Source organism: Curtobacterium sp. TC1 (assembly GCF_019844075.1).
Classification (GTDB): Bacteria; Actinomycetota; Actinomycetes; order Actinomycetales; family Microbacteriaceae; genus Curtobacterium.
The window spans coordinates 1,264,706-1,282,065 of the sequence record NZ_CP081964.1 but is presented as its reverse complement, the minus strand read 5'-3'; the positions used below and the strand labels follow the sequence as shown (position 1 = coordinate 1,282,065).

Genomic DNA, 17,360 nt, shown 5'->3' with positions numbered 1-17,360 from the left:
GCGCTCGCACCGGCCGCTGGTGCACCGCTGCTGGTGGGCACCTCGTCGTGGACACGAGCCTAACCGCAACCGGTGACACCGACCGTGCGGCGCCGCGGGATTTCGCGTGCGCGTTCGCCCAGGGCGTTCGGGCCTGCTACCGTGATCCCGTCGTCTCTACAAGTTGTAGAAACCCCGTCGAACCAACCCCCGAAGGATCCCCATGCAGAAGCGTCTCGCCGCCGGCGGCGTCGTCACCCTCGGAGCAGTGGCCGTCATCGTCCTCGGCACCGCCGGCGCAGCCAGCGCGCACGTGTCCGCGACGGCCACCTCGACCGCCGCGAACTCGTACACCACGGCGACCTTCTCGGTCCCGCACGGCTGCGACGGCTCCCCCACCACGAAGATCGAGTTCCAGGTGCCGGAGTCGGTCATCGAGGTCACCCCGACCGTGAACCCGAACTGGAAGATCACGAAGGCGACCGAGCCGTACACGAGCCCCTCCGCCGCGGCCGACGGTGAGCACGCCGAGGACGAGGCCGAGCGCGTCACGAGCATCACCTACACCGCGAAGACCCCGCTCCCCGCCGACGAGCGCGACACCTTCGCGCTGTCCTTCTCACTGCCCGACGGCAAGGCCGGCGACCTCGTCGAGTTCCCCGCGATCCAGACCTGCGAGAAGGGCTCGGTCGAGTGGAACCAGGAGCAGCAGGCCGGCGAAGCCGAGCCCGAGCACCCGGCCCCCTCGATCACGCTGACCGCCGCCGAGGCGACGGACGACGACGGCGACCCGGTCGCCGCCACGCCGACCGCCGAGGCCGCAGCCGGCTCGACGGCCCCCGCGGACCCCGACCTGGTCGGCCGCTTCCTCGGCCTGAGCGGCCTGGTCCTCGGTGCCGTCGCCCTGGTCGTCGCCGTCGCCGGCACGCGCCGCAGGAGCTCCGCCAAGTGACGCAGCGCGGCTCGCGTCGGACGCGACTGCGGTCCTCTGCCCGGAGGCTCGTGGCCGGGTCCGCCGCGGCCGTCGCGATCGCGGGCGGTGCGGTCCTCGGGCTCGCGGGGCCCGCCAGCGCGCACAACTACCTGATCGCGTCCACACCGGAGGTCGACGGCACGCTCACCGCGCTGCCGAAGACGTTCGAGATCACCACGAACGACAAGCTGCTCGACATCGGCGACTCCGGGTCGGGCTTCGCCTTCCGGGTCGTGGGTCCGGACGGGAAGTACTACGAGGACGGCTGCGTCGCCGTCGACGGCTCCTCGATGACCACGCCCGCCGCGCTCGGCGACTCCGGGGAGTACACCGTCGAGTGGCAGATCGTCTCCGCCGACGGCCACACCGTCTCCGACGAGTACCCCTTCACGTGGAAGGCTCCGTCCGGGTTCTCGGCCGCGACGGGATCGTCGACGCCGCCGACCTGCGCCACCGCGGGCGACGACTCGACCGAGGCCGCCACCACCGGCACCGCCTCGGGCGACACCGACTCAGCCGCGACCGACGCGCTCTGGATCGGTGCCGGCGGCGTCGTCCTCGTCGCCGCGGTCGTCGCGGTGCTGCTGCTCCTGCGGCGCCGCCCCGCGCCCGAGACGGACGACGCCGACGACTGACGCCGCTGCACGACGAAGGCCCCACACCGATCGGTGCGGGGCCTTCGTCGTTCCTGCTGGTGCTACTTGACGAGCGCCGGCAGGTTCTTGCGGCTGGTGAGGACCTGGTCGATCAGGCCGTACTCCACGGCTTCCTGCGCGGACATGATCTTGTCGCGCTCGATGTCGTGGTTGATCTCCTCCGGCGTCTTGTTGGAGTGCTTGGACAGCGTCTCCTCGAGCCAGGTGCGCATGCGGAGGATCTCCGCGGCCTGGATCTCGATGTCGGACGCCTGACCGCCACCCTGCTGGGTCGCGGGCTGGTGGATGAGCACGCGCGCGTTCGGCAGGGCCAGACGCTTGCCCGGCGTCCCACCGGCGAGGAGCACCGACGCGGCCGAGGCAGCCTGGCCGAGGCAGACCGTCTGGATCTGCGGACGGATGTACTGCATCGTGTCGTAGATCGCGGTCATCGCGGTGAACGAGCCACCGGGCGAGTTGATGTACATGACGATGTCGCGGTCCGGGTCCATCGACTCGAGCACGAGCAGCTGGGCCATGACGTCGTCAGCCGACGCGTCGTCGACCTGGACACCGAGGAACACGATGCGGTCCTCGAAGAGCTTCGCGTACGGGTCCTGGCGCTTGTAGCCGTAGGCCGTGCGCTCCTCGAAGCTCGGCAGGATGTACCGATTGGACGGAGCCGGGACGTTCTGCGCGCCACCGAGCATTGGGAGATGCATTCTCGTTTCCTTTTCTTCGGTGGGGATCAGGACTGGGCGTCGGGGTCGGCCGCGCTGGTGGGCGTCTCGCCGTCGGCGACGGTGCCGCCGCCACCGATGACCTCGGCGCTCGAGGCGCGGAGGTGGTCGACGAAGCCGTACTCGAGCGCTTCCTGCGCCGTGAACCAGTTGTCACGGTCGTTGTCCTTGAGGATCTGCTCGATCGACTTGCCGGTCTGCTCGGCCGTGAGCTCCGCCATGCGCTGCTTCATGTCGAGGATGACCTTGGCCTGCGTCTGGATGTCGGCAGCGGTACCGCCGAACCCGCCGGACGGCTGGTGCAGCAGGACGCGGGCGTTCGGCGTGATGTAGCGCTTGCCCGGCGTGCCGGAGGACAGCAGGAACTGTCCCATCGACGCGGCCAGGCCGATGCCCACGGTGACGATGTCGTTCGGGACGAACTGCATCGTGTCGTAGATCGCCATGCCGGCGGTGATCGAACCACCGGGCGAGTTGATGTAGAGGTAGATGTCCTTCTCAGGGTCCTCGGCGGCGAGCAGCAGCAGCTTGGCTGCGATCTCGTTCGAGTTGTCGTCGCGGACCTCGGAGCCGAGCCACACGATCCGGTCTCTCAGAAGGCGGTCAAAAACACTGGGGTTCAGTGTTGCTTCGGCCATGGAAAAGCTCCCGTTCAGTTGTCGCTTGTTGTCGAACTTATCGGTTGCAACGCACCACTTCGCGTGTGTTCGCCGACAGCAATGCGGTGGTGCGGAAATACGAGACGGGAGGCACGGTGCCAGCTGGCACCGTGCCTCCCGTCCGTCGTTCTGGTGGCGTCGAGATCGTTACTCGGCGTCCTCAGCAGGAGCCTGCGCAACGCCCGCCGTGAAGGCGGACAGGTCGACGGCGTCGCCGTTGGTGTCCTTGACGGTCACCTTCGACAGGACGGTCGCGACGGCCTTGGAACGGGCGACCTCGCCGACCATGCCGGGGATCTGGCCGTTCTGGTCGATGACCTTGATGAACTCGGCCGGCTCCATGCCGTACTGCGCAGCAGCCTGGATGAGGTACTGGGTCAGTTCCTCCTGCGAGACCTGGATCTCTTCCTTCTCGGCGATCGAGTCGAGGAGGATCTGCGAGCGGAAGGCCGTCTCGCTGGACTCCGAGACCTCCTTGCGGTGCTCGTCGTCCTCGAGGCGGTTCTCCTGCTCGAGGTGACGGTGCACCTCGTCCTCGATGAGCTGCGCCGAGATCGGGATGTTGACGTCCTCGATGAGCTTCTCGACGAGCTTGTCGCGAGCCGCGGCACCCTGACCGAAGGTCTTGGACTTCGCGATCTGCTCCTTCAGGTCCGCCTTGAGCTCGTCGATCGTGTCGAACTGGCTGGCGATCTGCGCGAACTCGTCGTCGGCCTCGGGCAGCTCGCGCTCCTTGACGGCGGTGACGGTGACGGCGATCTGGGCGGTCTCGCCCTCGCGGTCGCCACCGACGAGCTTCGACTCGAAGTTCGTCGACTCACCGGCGGTCAGGGACTCGAGCGCCTCGTCGATGCCCTCGAGCAGGTCGCCGGAGCCGATCTCGTAGGAGACGCCGGTGGCCGAGTCGACCTCGTCGTCGCCGATGCTCGCGGTCAGGTCGATCTGCGCGAAGTCGCCGGTCTTCGCCGGACGGTCGACCGTCACGAGCGTGCCGAAGCGGGTGCGCAGGTTCTGCAGCTCCTCTTCGATCTCGTCGTCCGACACCTCGACGGCGTCGACGGTGAGCTCGTAGGCGGAGTAGTCCGGCAGGTCGAACTCGGGACGCACGTCGACCTCGAAGGTGAGGACGAGGTCGCCGGCGAAGTCGGCGAGGTTCGGCAGCTCGGCGACGTCGGCCTCGGCACGGCCGAGGATGCGCAGCTCCTGCTCTTCGACCGCCTGGCGGTAGAAGTTGTCGATGGCGTCACCGACGGCGTGGTTCAGGACCTCGCCACGGCCGACGCGCTGGTCGACGATCGCCGGCGGGACCTTGCCCTTGCGGAAGCCGGGGATGTTGATCTGCTCGGCGATGTGCTTGTACGCGTGGTCGATGCTCGGCTTGAGATCTTCCGGCGTCACGTTCACGGTGAGCTTGACGCGGGTGTCGCTCACCTTGTCGACGGTGCTGGTGGCCACGGGATGTTCTCCTGTTGGTTGACGTTCGTGTGGTCGATGGTTCTCGAGGACCTGGTCGGGGCGACAGGAGTTGAACCTGCGACCTCCCGCTCCCAAAGCGGGCGCTCTACCAAGCTGAGCTACGCCCCGTTTGACTGGGCCAGGGTGTTCGCGCACGCCGAAGGGCGCACGCGACGCCGATGAGTCTAGCGGTCCGGGGCCGGGCGGTTCCCGGGAGGGACGTCGTCGTGTTCCACAGCGCGTCGCAGGCCCTTCCGCCACTGCACCCCGACCGCCACCTGGACCCCGAGCGCAGCCACCCCGAGCACGATCCCGACGACGATCCGCCACACGTGCAGCAGGGCGTGCGCGGGCTGCGACTGCGGATCGCCGAACAGGTCCGGGCGCATCGAGAACACGATCGCGGCGAGGACCACCAGCGCGTACGAGACCACCCGCGACCGCTTGATCCGCCGTGCACCGGCGTCGGTCGGCGGGAGCATCACACGGGGTGGCATGTCGGTACTCGTTCGTCCGCTACGATGGTCGGGCTGCGACACGTGCGCAGCGCGGGGATGTAGCTCAATGGTAGAGCCCCAGTCTTCCAAACTGGCCACGCGGGTTCGATTCCCGTCATCCCCTCTCTTCTTCCCCTACCTGCTGTCCCCGCACGGAGCGGTGTTCTTCAGTCCGTGCACGGTGGGTTGCTCGGTGCGAGGTCGTTCTGGCGCACCGAGCGATCAACTCCGCACGGAGCGAACACGGGCGCACCGTGCATTTCGGCACCACCCTGAACTGGGGATGGGGCGGCGGAGCTGTTTCCGCGACACTTGAGCGGTCCTCGTCATGCCAAGGAGCTCAGTGCCGAACCCCCGCCAGACCACAAGCCCACGTGCGCCACGTCCCCGTCGACGGGTACCGATCATCACGTGGATCGGCATCGTGGGAACCGCCGTCCTCGCACTCGCCGGCCTCGCATCGAGCGGAGTCTGGGGAATGCTGATGATGATCGCGCTCGTGGTCCTGCCCACGACGCTCTACGCCGTCGCCTTCCGCCGCTCGACGTGGCTCCGGATCCCGAGGAAGCGCGCTACTGCCGCGATCGGTGCCGGCATCGCTCTCGCCGCACTGATCGGATCCACCTCCGCCTACGGGGCGACCCACCCGTTGCCGGACGCACCGGCACAGGTCGTCGCCGCGACGACTCCGAGCACGACGGTGGCCGCGAAGCCGAAGACGTCTCCGACACTGACACCGACACCGACACGCACGGTGACGCCCACGCCGACGCCGACCCCCACGCCGATGGTCACGACCAAGGCGGTGACGGAGACCTCACGGATCGCGTTCGGCTCGACGACGGTGCAGAGCTCGACCCTGGCCCAGGGCACGACCTCAGTGACGACGCCCGGGGTCCGCGGTGTCAACACGAAGACGTACCTCGTCACGTACACGGACGGTGTGGAAACCGACCGTGTTCTGCGGAGCGAACGCGTCACGACGCCGCCGGTGACGCAGGTCACCACGGTCGGGACCTACGTTGCCCCCGCAGCACCTGCCGCTCCCGCGGCCCCGACGTGTACGAACGGCACCTACGTCAACGCGGCGGGAGCAACGGTCTGTCGACCAGAAGCGGCTTCGAGTGCGCCCGCTGGCGCGACAGCCAAGTGCGTCGACGGCGTTTACAGCTTCAGCCAGTCGCGACGAGGAACCTGCTCTGGGCACGGAGGCGTCGCCGTCTGGCTGTGACGCATGCCTGCTGGTAGCGGCGCCGATGCTCGGTTGTCAGAGCGCGCCGATCGGCTCTTCGTCGACCTCCTGTCGCAGCATCCGGTACTGCCGCTCCCAACCAGGGGTGCCGCGCCCAGCGGCGTGCAGCGCAGTCCGGACTGCCCCGAGCGCACGGTCGAGCGCACCGAACTCGTCGTCCGAGACGACCCCGATCGAGAAGTTGAGGGTGCCGGTCGCGATGTCGACGGCCAGGTCCTGATCGTGGACGTCGTCGAGATCGAAGAGCGCGTCCGCGATGACGTCGAAGTCCGCCGTGAGCTCGGCGCGGAGGTCGTCCGCTGCCTCGAGCTGTGCTGCGCACTCGACGCGCACGATGTAGTTCGTCATGAGCTCCTCCTGTCCCAGCAGCCTGTTCTCTCGAACCGATACTTCAGATGCACAACGTACCAGGGGTTCGACGGCGTCACGTGGACCGTGTGCAGGTGCTCGCCGCAGGGGCAGTACGCCTTGTAGTACTTCTTCCCCTTCGCGAACCGCCAACCATGCGACTCCGCAACACGCATGACGCGTTCGATGTCCTTCTTCGGATGTCGAGGTCGCTCGACCATCGCCACCTCCCTTCCACTCGTTCGACGGTAGGGAGAACGGCAGCGACACCGAGGCGCGCTTGCGAGCACTGTGGACATGCTCCACGCCTGCCCGAGCTGTGGAGGAATGTCAGGGGCCGCCGAGTTCGAGCGTGATCTGCGGGGCCTCGCCGACCTCCACCTGAGCACGGCGACGCTCGGCAGCACGGAGGGGCACGAGGTACCCGCCGTCCTTCGGGAACAACGAGGTGGTCCAGGTGACGGCGCCGATCGTCACCCGGGCGGGGATCACACCCCACCCGTAGGTGAGCATCGGTGCGAGGTCGGCGATGACCTCGGCGGCGTCCGGCGGCACGACGGCGAAGAAGAACGGCGACGGCCCGCGCCACTCGACGACCTCGCCGCGGAACTCGAGCTCCATGCGGCGATCGTACGGCCGCATCCCTCGCACGGTGCGAGGTCGACGGAACTCCGTGCGAGGTTCCACACTCGGTGCGACGGCAGCGCGAACGCGTCAGCGGTACGACGCGGCCTGCCCGTACAGCTTCTGCGTCAGCGCCGAGACGTAGGCGGACTTGTCGCCTCCCGGCAGGTTGTACGTCATGAAGACGCCGTACCCGTCGGCCTTCGTGCGCTGTGCGAGCGACACCGCCGTCGACTGCGAGGTGTTCTGGATGTCCACCGCGGCAGCCGACAACCGGTCCTTGCCGAGCCCCGGGATCGACGGCGCCGAGTACGTGCCGTAGTAGGGGTTCCAGGCGTAGTCGAGCTTCGAGCCGATGGTGCTGCTCGACTGCGACAGCGAGGACGACGCCGGGCCGATGTCGTAGAACGAGATGAGCTTGCCGGGCATCTGGGCACGCAGCGCGGTGATGAGCCAACCGATGGACTGCTGGTTCGGCTGCGGGGTGCCGTTCGCGCCGTAGTCGGAGTACTCGTCGTCGAGGTCGACCCCGTCGAGGCCGTACTTCGACACGGTGGCGGCGATCTGGGACGCGAAGTCCGACGCCGCGGCCTGGGTCGGGAAGTTGGCGATGCCCGCACCCTGGTGGTTGCCGAGGACCGACAGTGACACCTTGATGCCCTTCGCCTGCAGCGGCCTGATCTGCGTCGCTGCGTTGTCGAGCGTCGCCTGCACCTTGTCGTTGTTGACCAGGACGGCCTTGGAGCCGTTCCAGTTGATGTTCGCCGCGAAGATGATCGCGACGTCGAAGGCGTTCGCCCCACCGGACAGCGTGTACCGGCCGACGTTGGCGAGCTGGTCGTTGTTGACCTCGACGTAGGCGATGCTCGTCGGCCCCGACTTCGTAGCGGCGGCAGTGCCGGCGGCTGCAGCAGCGGTCGGTGCTGCGGTCGCTGCGGACGGCACCAGCGGTGCCGCCACCATCGCGGCGATGGCCGCCACGATCCCGAACTTCATGGACTTCTTCATGTCATTCCTCCTTGAATGGGTCGGTCGTTCAGTTGTGTGGGAAGCGGAAGGTGCGGACCTCGTAGGCGTCGACGGCGAACGAGGACGCGTCGACGGTGCCGGCCGAGGCCAACGGCTCTTCGAGCAGGGTGACCTCGGCAGCCGTGCCGAACGCGGCCCCATCGCCCTCGGACAGGGCGATCGCCCCGGTCCCCCGCCGCCCCACCGGCTCGTACACCCGCACGACCAGGTCGCCGGAGCGGTCGTCGGCGAACTTGACGCTCGACAGCACGACCCCGCCGGACACGCGCACGAGCGGTGCGAACCCGTTCGCCCCGGTGACGGTCCGCACTCCGGCGTTCATCCGCACGCCGGCCGCCGTCGCCCCGAGCTGGTCCGTCCCGATGACGATGCCGTACCGGTGCGTCTGCACGCCCTGGTCGGTCTCGGGGTCCGGGAACCGCGGTGCCCGCAGCAGCGACAGCCGCACGGTGGTGGTGACGTGCCCGTCGACGGCGTCGCGGGTGGTGTCGAACCCGTGGATCGAGTCGTTCACGAGCGACACACCGAAGCCCGGCTCGGACACGAGCACGTAGCGGTGCATCGACGTCTCGAACTTCGCGGCTTCCCACGAGGTGTTCGTGTGCGTCACCCGCTTCTGTGCTCCGAACTGCGTCTCGGCGACGGTGTGCTCGGCGCGGACGTCGAGCGGGAACGCGACCTTGAGGAACTTCTCGGTCTCGTGCCAGTCGGTCGTCTGGTCGAACTCGAGGGTGCGGGAGTCCGGCGCGAGTGTGATCTCCTGACGCACGGTCGAGTCGCCGAAGGCCCGCGAGACGACGACGCGCGCGACGCCGTCGGCATCGACGGACGCGTCGAGCGACGTCACCGCGACGAGGTCCTCGACCCGGTTCCGGTAGTACCGGTCGACGTCCCACGCGTCCCACATGTTCGGGAAGTCCTGGTGCAGCTGCAGCAGGTTCGCGGCCTGTCCGGCAGCGATCGCCTCGCGGCCGCTCGCCAGGTCGACGGCGCTCGTGACGAGCCCCTGGTCGGTGACGGTGACGCGCACCAGCTCGTTCGCCAGCACGTACCCGCCGTCCTGCTCGGTCAGGGTCACGGCGGTGGCTTCCGGCACGTCAGTCGCCAGGACCGCGCCCTGCGCGGGTGCGCCGGCCTGGAGGAACGGGGCCGGGTTGACGACGACGGCTGCCTGTCCGGTGCCGGCGAGCGCCGAGAGCGCCTGGTCGATGATCGCGGTCAGGGCCGCGGCCGTCTCGGCGTACTTCGCGACCGCTTCGCGGTGCACCCACGCGATCGAGGTGCCCGGCAGGATGTCGTGGAACTGCTGGAGCAGGACCTGCTGCCACAGGGCGTCGAGTTCGTCGTACGGGTAGGCGAAGTCGCTGCGGGCGGCGGCGGTCGCGGCCCAGAGCTCGGCCTCGATGAGCAGCTGCTCGCACCGGCGGTTGCCCTGCTTCGTGCCGTGCTGGCTGGTCAGCGTGGCGCGGTGCAGCTCGAGGTACAGCTCCCCCACCCACACCGGCGGGTCGGTCAGCTCGGACTTCGCGCGGTCGAAGAACGTGTCGGGGTGCTCCCACCGGACCTTCGCACTGCCCTCGAGGTCGGCAAGGCGTGCGGCCGTGCCGGTCATCTCGCGGGTCGTGCCACCGCCGCCGTCGCCCCAGCCGACCGGTGCGATCGAGCCCGTGGCGAGCCGGTTCTCACGGAACTGGCGGGAGGCCTTCGCGACCTCGCTGCCGGACAGGCGGGAGTTGTAGGTGTCCATCGACGGGAAGTGCGAGAACACCCGCGAGCCGTCGATGCCTTCCCACAGGAACGTGTGGTGCGGGAACTTGTTCACCTGGTTCCACGAGATCTTCTGCGTGAAGAACCACTCGAAGCCGGCGCGGCGCATGAGCTGCGGGAGCGCCGGCGAGTACCCGAAGCTGTCGGGCAGCCAGACGCCCTTGGGTCGGATGCCGAACTCGCGCTCGAAGAACCGCTGTCCCTGCGAGAACTGCCGGACGATGCTCTCGCCGGTCGGCATCACGGTGTCGGACTCGACCCACATGCCGCCGATCGGCAGGAACCGGCCGGCCTCGACCGCGGCCTGCACCCGCGCGTAGACCTCGGGGCGGTGCTCCTTGATCCACGCGTACTGCTGCGCGCTCGACATGCCGTACAGGAAGTCGTCGGTCTGGTCGATGAGTTCGGTCATCGTCGAGGTGGTGCGGGCGACCTTGCGGATCGTCTCGCGGACGGGCCAGAGCCACGCGGAGTCGATGTGGGCGTGGCCGATCGCCGAGATCGTGTGGGCGGAGGCCTCGGCGGGGGCGGCGAGCACATCGGCGAGCGCCGCGCGGGCGTCACCCGCGGTCGCGGCGATGTGCTGCAGGTCGAGCCGGTCCAGCGCGTCGTCGAGGGCCTGCAGGATCCGCATCCGCCGTGGGCCCTCGGGCAGCTCTGCCTGCAGTTCGAGCAGGACGTCGATGTCGAGCGCGAGTTCGTGCGCCTCGGACTCGAAGACGGCGAGGTCCATCCGGCGCGAGGTGTAGAGCCGCTTCGACGACGAGGTCTGGATGTCACCCTCGTGGGTGACCAGGAAGGGGTGGTAGTCGAGCAGGACGGGGTTCGACGCGGCCTCGACGAAGAGCTCGATGGTCTCCCCGCCCACCGCTGCTTCGGTGAGGAGCACCCACTGGTTGCGCGGGTTGATCGACTTCACCGGCGTGCCGTCGGCCAGGTAGACGAGCCCCTCGCACTGGAACCCGGGCATGTTCTTGTCGAACCCGAGGTCGATGACCGCTTCCACCCGTCGTCCGGCCCACTCGGTCGGCACGGTCCCGGTCAGCCGGAACCACGTCGTCCCCCAGGCCGCACCCCAGGGCGTGCCGACCTCGTACGGTTCGAAGGTGAGCTGCAGGCCCTCGGTCGGCGGGACGGGCTCACCGGGCAGTTCGTGCCACGCGGTCTCCAGCGGCACGGCGGTGGCGTGCACCGCGGGCGTGATCCGCTCGTCGAGGACCCGGCGGGCCCGTCCGGTGGTGAGGGGGATGTCGTCGTGCATGGAGCCTTCCAGGGTCGGGGCGTTGCCGCAGATCAGGGCGTGGTCGCGGGGTGCGCGACGCGGATGGTGGTGGAGTCGAGGTCGGCGGGCACGTCCACGCAGCGGTCGATGCCACGGGCGGCGAGCATCTCGGTGTCGCCGAGTCGGGAACGGAGGACGACCTGCGGACCGCGACCGTCCGGGTCCGCCGACGCGACGGCGAGCCAGGCGGCGGCGAACCGGCCTCCGGGGGCGCAGTCGGCACGCATCCCGTGCCGGTCCGAGCCGTCGGGCAGCACGTCGTCGAGCACGAGCGCGGTGGCCGGCGGCGCAGCGGCGGCGGCGCCTGACCGTGCGACGGCGGCGAAGGCCTCCCCCGCCGGCTTGACGCGGCCGTCGTTGGTGAAGAGCCCGAGGTCGTACTCGAGCTCCGGGAAGTCGGCGAGCGACCGGGCGACGTCGTGCGAGCACCACCACGTGATGCCGAGCACCTGCTGCGCCCCGAGCACGTGCCGGATGGTCTGCTCGGTGAACGAGGCGGCGTCCTCCGGGGCGATGACGTTGGTGGGCGCCCCCACCTCCTGCAGCCAGTTCGGCCGTGCGGGGTCGCGGTTCCAGGCGGCGGCGAGCTGGAGCAGGTACTCACCGTGCCGCACCGATCCCGGTCCGAGTGCGCCGTGCAGCGCTGCCGAGCCGTTGAACACCCACGAGTGCGTGACGGTGGCGTCACCGTGGTCCGCCGCGTGCTCCGGGCCGAAGGGCTGGGCGTCGTCGTACCAGGCGGCGTCGTACTGCGCGACGGTGACCAGCGGCCGTGGACGCGACCCGGCGCCGGACGGCGCAGACGTGGCGGGGCCGAGCCGTGCCTCCAGGCCGGACCCGCCGGACGAACCGGCCGGACCGGCCGACAGCCCGTCACGCGCCGCCGCGACCATCGCCGCCGCCCACGCGTGGCCCTGCTCCGCCGTGATGTCGTGCGGCGCGGGGTGCGGCGCGTGCGCGAACTGGTTCACCTCGTTGCCGATGGTGATGCCGAGCAGGTTCGGCTTGTCCGCGACCGCTCGGGCGAGCGCCCGGACGTACGCCGCGGTCGACGCGACGACGTCCGGGTCGGTGAACATGTTCCGGCGGTGCCAGCTGTCCAGCCACGCGGGCACGAAGTCGAAGCTCGACAGGTGCCCCTGCAGGGCGTCGACGTTGACGTCGAGCCCGAACGAGCCGGCGATGTCCACGACCGTCGCGACGTCCTGCAGCGCCGAGGCCCGGATGAGCGTCCGGTTCGGCTGCACGACCGGCCAGAGCGGGAAGATCCGCACGTGGTCGGCGCCGAGCGAGGCGATCGCCTCGAGGTCCCTGGCGGTGTCCGACGCCGAGAAGTCGAGCCACGAGTGGAACCATCCGACCGAGGGCGTGTAGTTGACCCCGAAGCGCATCAGCCCTTCACACCGCCCTCTTCGACGCCCTTGAAGAAGAAGCGTTGCAGGACGGCGAAGATCACGGCGATCGGGATGAACGCGATCATGGTGCCGGCGGCGATCATGCGCTGGTCGGTCGCGAACGTGCCCTGCAGGTACTGCAGTCCGACGGTCAGGGTGAGGTTCTCCGGCGACTGCAGCACGATGAGCGGCCACAGGAAGTCGTCCCACGCCCCGATGAACGAGAAGATCGCGATGACGGCGATCGTCCCCTGCACGGCGGGCAGCGAGATGTACCGCAGCCGCTGCATCGCGTTCGCGCCGTCCATCACGGCGGCCTGGTCGATCTCCTCCGGGATCTGCCGGAACGCGTTGAACATGAGCAGCACGTTGAGCGCGGCGATCATCCCGGGCAGGGCGACACCGACGAGGTTGTCGGCGAGGCCGAGGTCCTTGACGGTGACGAACTGCGAGATGATCGTCGCCTCGCCGGGCAGGACGAGCGTGGCGAGGAACAGCCCGAGGACGAGCTTGCGGTGCCGCCACTGCAGCCGCGCCAGGGCGAACCCGGCGAGCGTCGCGAAGACGATGTTGCCGAACACGTCGATCGCGGCGACGAGCAGCGAGTTGCCGATGTACCGCCAGACCGGGATCGCGGCAGCCACCTTGAGGTAGTTCTCGAAGGTCGGCTCGGTCGGGATGAAGGACGGGTTCGCGGTGTAGATGTCCTCGCCGGCGCCCTTGAGCGAGGTGGACAGCTGCCACAGGAACGGGCCGATCGTGATGAAGAGCACCACGATGAGCAGGACGTAGCGCACGACCTTCTCGCGGGTGGACATGACGCCCCAGACCGCGCGACGGCGCTTGCGTCCGTCTTGTCCGTTCTGCCTGGAGGCCCGTCCCGCGTCCGTCGCGCCGGTCACGTCCGGCGTCGGGCTGGCTGCACCGCGTGCCCCGCCCAGTGCGGGTTCGGTGGTCGTCGTGTTCGTCACTTGTCCGCCTTGCTGTTCATCCGCGCGAGGGCGAGCATCGGGATGAGCGTCACGACGAAGAGCAGGAGGCTCAAGGCGGACGCGTACCCGAGGTTGCCGGTGAAACCGCGGGCGTACTGCTGGATGAGCATGACGAGCGAGTTGTCCTGCCCGCCGGGTCCACCGGTGCCGTTGGTGAGGATGTAGAGCTCGCTGAACACCCGGAGCGCGGAGACGCACACCAGGATCCCGACGAGCGTCATGGTGCCGCGGACCCCCGGCATGGTGACCGACCAGAACCGTCGCACCGATCCGGCGCCGTCGAGGGCGGCCGCTTCGTGCAGGTCCTTGCCGACGTTCCCGAGGGCCGCGAGGAAGATGATCATGTAGTAGCCGAGGCCCTTCCAGACCGTCAGGCTGATCGCGCTGAGGAGCAGCAGCCACCGGTCGGTCAGGAACGGGACGCTGCCCTGCACGACGCCGAGCGCCTGCGCCATCTCGTTGATGACGCCGCGGTCGTCGAGGATCCAGGTCCAGATGAGCCCGACGACGACGGCCGAGGCGATGACGGGCGTGTAGAACGCCGTGCGGAAGAACGCGATCCCCGGGAGCTTCTGCTGGACGAGCACCGCGATGAGCAGCGGCAGCACGGTCAGCAGGGGCAGGCAGATCGCCATGTAGATGACGCTGTTGAGCAGCGCCTCCCACACCTGCGGATCGGCCAGCAGGGTCTCGAAGTTCGCAAGACCCACCCACTGGCTCACGCCCCCCAGCGGGCTGGCGTTCGTGAACGACAGCCGGACGGTGTTGATCGACGGCCAGAGGCTGAACGCGACGAGCCAGACGAGGGCCGGCAGGACGAGCAGCCAGGGCGTGAACCAGCGGTTGGCGCGCATCAGCCGTTGGCCAGCAGGCTGTTCATTTTGGTCTGCGCCGTCTGCAGTGCCTGCTCCGGCGCGACCTGGCCCTTCATGGCGAGGGCGATCTGCTGGTCGAGGAAGTCCGTCATGGCGGAGTTCGCCTCGACCGGGTTGAGGACCTTCGCGGTCTTCAGGGCCTCGTTCGCCAGGACACGGGCCTCACCGTTCACGGTGCCGTCGTCCTTCGAGAAGTACGGGTCGGACTGCGACGACGTGGTCGACGGGAAGATGTTCACCTGGTGCGCGAACGCCTCCTGGTTCTTCGCGTTCGTCATGAACTTCGCGAACGCCTCAGCCGTGGCGAGGTGCTTCGACTTCGCCGACACCGACAGCCCCTGCACGTACAGCGGCGGGGTGTCGAGTGCGGGGCTGACGGTGACCTTGCCCTTGAGCGACGGGTTGTTCTTCTCGAAGTCCGCGAGCGAGGTGGCGCCGCCGGTGGTCCACGCGACCTTCTGCTGCGTGAACAGCGTCGAGTTGCCGAGGTAGTCGCTGTTCAGCACGTTCGAGGGCATGTAGCCGTCCTGGTACGCGTCCTTGTACCGCTCGATCAGGTCGGCGGCCTTCGACGAGTCGGCGAAGGTGAACTTCGTGCCGTCCGCGTTGAGGACCTTCACGCCTGCCAGGGTGAAGTCGCCGAGGCCGGGCTTGCGGCTCATCAGGTAGTCGGTCGGGCAGTTCTCGTGCATGGTCTTCGCCTGCGTGAACAGCTCGTCGGTGGTCTTCGGCGGGTTGTCCGCGTCGAGGCCGCACTTCGCGAACATCGTCGCGTTCCAGTAGTCGACGTCGGTGTTGAGGTACCAGGGGTACCCGAACGTGCCGTCCACGCCCTTGTACTCGTACGAGTCCAACGCACCGGCGACGTAGGTGCTCGCGAGCTCGGTGTCGTCCTTCGCGACGTCCTGCAGGAACCCGCGCTTGGCGAGCGGCAGGGCGATGTCCGGCGGCAGGTTGATGACGTCGGGCAACGAGTTCGACGACGCCTGGCTGAGCACCTTGTCGGCGTAGCCGTCGCCCGGCTGGTCCTGCAGCTTCACCTTCGCGTCCGGGTGGGCCTTCTCGAAGTCGGCGATCACCCCGTTCAGGTAGTCCGTGTACGTCGGCGTGAGCGCCCACGTCTGCAGCGTGATCGACCCGCTGATCTCCCCGCCGCCGTTGTCGGCCGCGGTGCTGCCGCCCGAGCAGCCGGTCAGGACGAGTGCCGTGGCGGCAGCTCCTGCGAGCAGCGCCGCAGCACGGCTCCTCGTCGCACGTGTGGTGGTCCTCATGGCGTCTGACTCCCTCGTCATCCTGCTTCGTCAGTGTGCTGAACCGGTTCAGTCCCTGTCCCCGAACCCGCTCGTGGCAGTGACTATGAAGGACTAAAACGCTATAGTCAAGCCCATGGCCGCGAACCGTCGAACGACGATCTCCGACATCGCCGCGCGTGCCGGCGTGTCCGTCAGCGCGGTCTCGTTCGCCCTGAACGACCGCCCCGGCGTGTCCGACGAGACCCGTGCTCGCGTGCGCGCGATCGCCCGCGAACTCGACTGGCAACCGCACACCGCAGCCCGCGCACTGGGCGGTGCCAAGGCCGGCTCGATCGGCTTCGTGCTGAACCGGCCGGCCCGCACCCTCGGCACCGAGTCGTTCTTCGGCGACCTGATCTCCGGCATCCAGCTCGGACTCGCCGGCACCCACGTCGGGATGAACCTGCTCGTGGCGCGCGACGTCGCCGAGGAACTCGAGACCTACCGGGCGTGGTGGCGTGGGCACCGCGTCGACGGGGTGGTCGTCATCGACCCGCGGCGCGACGACGACCGGTTGACCCTGCTCGCCGAACTCGGCATGCCCACGGTCGTCGTCGGGTCCCACCCCTCGCCCGAGGGCTCCGCACCGAGCGTGTGGATCGACGACGGTGACGCGACGGACACCGTCCTGCGGTACCTGCACGCGCTCGGGCACCGACGCATCGCGCACGTCGCCGGGCGCCCCGAGTTCGAGCACACCGCCATGCGGATCGGCCGTGTGCGGGCGTTCGCCGCGGCCGAGGGGCTCGCCGACGCCGTGTCGATCCCGACCGACTACTCGGCCGAGGCCGGTGCGAGTGCGACCCGCACGCTGCTGTCCCGCAGCAGCCGACCGACGGCGATCGTCTACGACAACGACGTCCTGGCGGTGGCCGGGCTCGGGGTCGCGAGCGAGATGGGCGTCGCCGTGCCGACCGACGTCTCGATCGTGTCGTTCGACGACTCGGCGATGATCCAGCTGGTCCGGCCGTCCATCACCTCGCTGACCCGCGACACCGTGGAGCTCGGGCAGCGGGCGGCGACGCTCCTGCGCGCGCAGATCGACGCCGACGCGCCGCTGCCGTCACGCCCCGGGCCACCGCTGACACTGAGCGTCCGGGAGTCGACGGCGCGCGCCGGGTCCTGAGACGCCGCACCGGCGCTCCGCTGCGACACGCCCAGCGGGCGTCCGACCGAGGTCCACTGCACGCGGCGGACTTGACTCCCGTTCGAACACACGTTCGAATACCGTCGTGGGACGGCGTCGCGAGAACCGGTGGCAGCCCCCGGAACACCCGGAGGTCGAACGTCCGCGCGCCTACTCGCTGTCCGAGGACGCCCGCGGGCCCGACGTCTGCCACGCCGTCACCCCGGTGCCGGTCTGGGCGTGGATCCAGTTCCCGACCTTCCACGTGCGCGTGAAGGCCTTCGCGAAGAGCTGGACCCGCGATGCCGTCATGGTCGAGTGGGCGCAGTTCGGACAGCAGGCGGACGCGTGGGTGTGGCGGTCCGCCGTGAAGCACCGCACCCTGCGCGCCGACCAGGCGGAACGCGCGATCCGGAGTCCGCAGAACGCAGCGCGTTGACT

At 69.1% G+C, this 17,360-nt stretch carries 19 protein-coding genes and 2 tRNA genes; 6 read left to right on the top strand and 15 right to left on the bottom strand.

The window, feature by feature from the left end; all coding sequences use genetic code 11:
* The first annotated feature begins 202 nt into the window (after positions 1–202).
* Positions 203–931 (top strand): YcnI family protein, encoded by a 729-nt coding sequence (locus KZI27_RS07200; protein WP_222660220.1) that lies wholly within the window; start codon positions 203–205, stop codon positions 929–931.
* Positions 928–1,587 (top strand): copper resistance protein CopC, encoded by a 660-nt coding sequence (locus KZI27_RS07195; RefSeq protein ID WP_222660218.1) that lies wholly within the window; start codon positions 928–930, stop codon positions 1,585–1,587. The genes KZI27_RS07200 and KZI27_RS07195 overlap by 4 nt, the downstream gene beginning before the upstream one ends.
* Positions 1,588–1,649: 62 nt before the next feature.
* Here KZI27_RS07195 and KZI27_RS07190 read toward each other — a convergent pair whose 3' ends face one another.
* From KZI27_RS07190 to KZI27_RS07170, 5 genes are all read right to left on the bottom strand, one after another.
* The gene (locus KZI27_RS07190; RefSeq protein WP_027464696.1) at positions 1,650–2,309 is read right to left on the bottom strand and encodes an ATP-dependent Clp protease proteolytic subunit; all 660 of its coding nucleotides are present in this window, start codon (positions 2,307–2,309) and stop codon (positions 1,650–1,652) included.
* A gap of 26 nt (positions 2,310–2,335) precedes the next feature.
* Positions 2,336–2,965 (bottom strand): ATP-dependent Clp protease proteolytic subunit, encoded by a 630-nt coding sequence (locus tag KZI27_RS07185; RefSeq protein ID WP_123313459.1) that lies wholly within the window; start codon positions 2,963–2,965, stop codon positions 2,336–2,338.
* A gap of 168 nt (positions 2,966–3,133) precedes the next feature.
* Positions 3,134–4,441 (bottom strand): trigger factor, encoded by a 1,308-nt coding sequence (gene tig, locus KZI27_RS07180; protein ID WP_185021418.1) that lies wholly within the window; start codon positions 4,439–4,441, stop codon positions 3,134–3,136.
* 52 nt (positions 4,442–4,493) lie between these two features.
* Positions 4,494–4,570, bottom strand: a tRNA-Pro gene (locus KZI27_RS07175).
* Positions 4,571–4,626: 56 nt separating this feature from the next.
* A complete protein-coding gene (locus KZI27_RS07170; protein WP_222660216.1) occupies positions 4,627–4,938 on the bottom strand; it encodes a hypothetical protein in 312 nt (103 codons plus the stop codon).
* 53 nt (positions 4,939–4,991) lie between these two features.
* Here KZI27_RS07170 and KZI27_RS07165 point away from each other — a divergent pair.
* Positions 4,992–5,062, top strand: a tRNA-Gly gene (locus tag KZI27_RS07165).
* Positions 5,063–5,568: 506 nt separating this feature from the next.
* Here the strand turns inward: KZI27_RS07165 and KZI27_RS20200 are convergent.
* Positions 5,569–5,868 carry a hypothetical protein gene (locus KZI27_RS20200; protein ID WP_261784266.1) on the bottom strand — a complete coding sequence of 100 codons (300 nt, stop codon included), beginning with the start codon at positions 5,866–5,868 and terminating at the stop codon, positions 5,569–5,571.
* Here KZI27_RS20200 and KZI27_RS07160 point away from each other — a divergent pair.
* The gene (locus tag KZI27_RS07160; RefSeq protein WP_261784221.1) at positions 5,783–6,169 is read left to right on the top strand and encodes a DUF3761 domain-containing protein; all 387 of its coding nucleotides are present in this window, start codon (positions 5,783–5,785) and stop codon (positions 6,167–6,169) included. The genes KZI27_RS20200 and KZI27_RS07160 overlap by 86 nt on opposite strands.
* Before the next feature lie 36 nt (positions 6,170–6,205).
* On the opposite strand, the gene KZI27_RS07155 is transcribed toward KZI27_RS07160, so the two are convergent.
* The 9 genes from KZI27_RS07155 to KZI27_RS07115 form a co-directional block, all read right to left on the bottom strand.
* A complete protein-coding gene (locus KZI27_RS07155; protein ID WP_222660213.1) occupies positions 6,206–6,538 on the bottom strand; it encodes a hypothetical protein in 333 nt (110 codons plus the stop codon).
* On the bottom strand, positions 6,535–6,759 hold the full coding sequence (locus KZI27_RS07150; protein ID WP_222660211.1) for a hypothetical protein: 225 nt from the start codon (positions 6,757–6,759) through the stop codon (positions 6,535–6,537). The genes KZI27_RS07155 and KZI27_RS07150 overlap by 4 nt, the downstream gene beginning before the upstream one ends.
* 109 nt (positions 6,760–6,868) lie before the next feature.
* The gene (locus tag KZI27_RS07145) at positions 6,869–7,159 is read right to left on the bottom strand and encodes a DUF1905 domain-containing protein (RefSeq protein ID WP_123313456.1); all 291 of its coding nucleotides are present in this window, start codon (positions 7,157–7,159) and stop codon (positions 6,869–6,871) included.
* Between the two features lie 93 nt (positions 7,160–7,252).
* Entirely contained in the window at positions 7,253–8,170 is a 918-nt protein-coding gene (locus tag KZI27_RS07140) for an endo-beta-N-acetylglucosaminidase H (protein WP_222660209.1), read from the bottom strand.
* A gap of 28 nt (positions 8,171–8,198) precedes the next feature.
* Complete coding sequence (locus KZI27_RS07135; RefSeq protein WP_222660207.1) at positions 8,199–11,219, bottom strand: alpha-mannosidase; 3,021 nt, start codon at positions 11,217–11,219, stop codon at positions 8,199–8,201.
* A 32-nt stretch (positions 11,220–11,251) separates the two neighbouring features.
* Positions 11,252–12,631, bottom strand: coding sequence for a glycoside hydrolase 5 family protein (locus tag KZI27_RS07130; RefSeq protein WP_222660205.1), 1,380 nt, complete (start codon positions 12,629–12,631; stop codon positions 11,252–11,254).
* Positions 12,631–13,605, bottom strand: coding sequence for a carbohydrate ABC transporter permease (locus tag KZI27_RS07125; protein WP_222660203.1), 975 nt, complete (start codon positions 13,603–13,605; stop codon positions 12,631–12,633). The genes KZI27_RS07130 and KZI27_RS07125 overlap by 1 nt, the downstream gene beginning before the upstream one ends.
* Complete coding sequence (locus tag KZI27_RS07120; protein WP_123673340.1) at positions 13,602–14,480, bottom strand: carbohydrate ABC transporter permease; 879 nt, start codon at positions 14,478–14,480, stop codon at positions 13,602–13,604. Before KZI27_RS07120 ends, KZI27_RS07125 begins: the two co-directional genes overlap by 4 nt.
* The gene (locus KZI27_RS07115; RefSeq protein ID WP_222660201.1) at positions 14,480–15,772 is read right to left on the bottom strand and encodes an ABC transporter substrate-binding protein; all 1,293 of its coding nucleotides are present in this window, start codon (positions 15,770–15,772) and stop codon (positions 14,480–14,482) included. Before KZI27_RS07115 ends, KZI27_RS07120 begins: the two co-directional genes overlap by 1 nt.
* A gap of 115 nt (positions 15,773–15,887) precedes the next feature.
* Between KZI27_RS07115 and KZI27_RS07110 the strand changes: the two genes are divergently transcribed.
* Both KZI27_RS07110 and KZI27_RS07105 read left to right on the top strand, forming a co-directional pair.
* A complete protein-coding gene (locus KZI27_RS07110) occupies positions 15,888–16,919 on the top strand; it encodes a LacI family DNA-binding transcriptional regulator (protein WP_222660199.1) in 1,032 nt (343 codons plus the stop codon).
* A gap of 106 nt (positions 16,920–17,025) precedes the next feature.
* Positions 17,026–17,358, top strand: a complete 333-nt coding sequence (locus KZI27_RS07105; protein ID WP_222660197.1) for a hypothetical protein — start codon at positions 17,026–17,028, stop codon at positions 17,356–17,358.
* Positions 17,359–17,360: the final 2 nt, after the last annotated feature.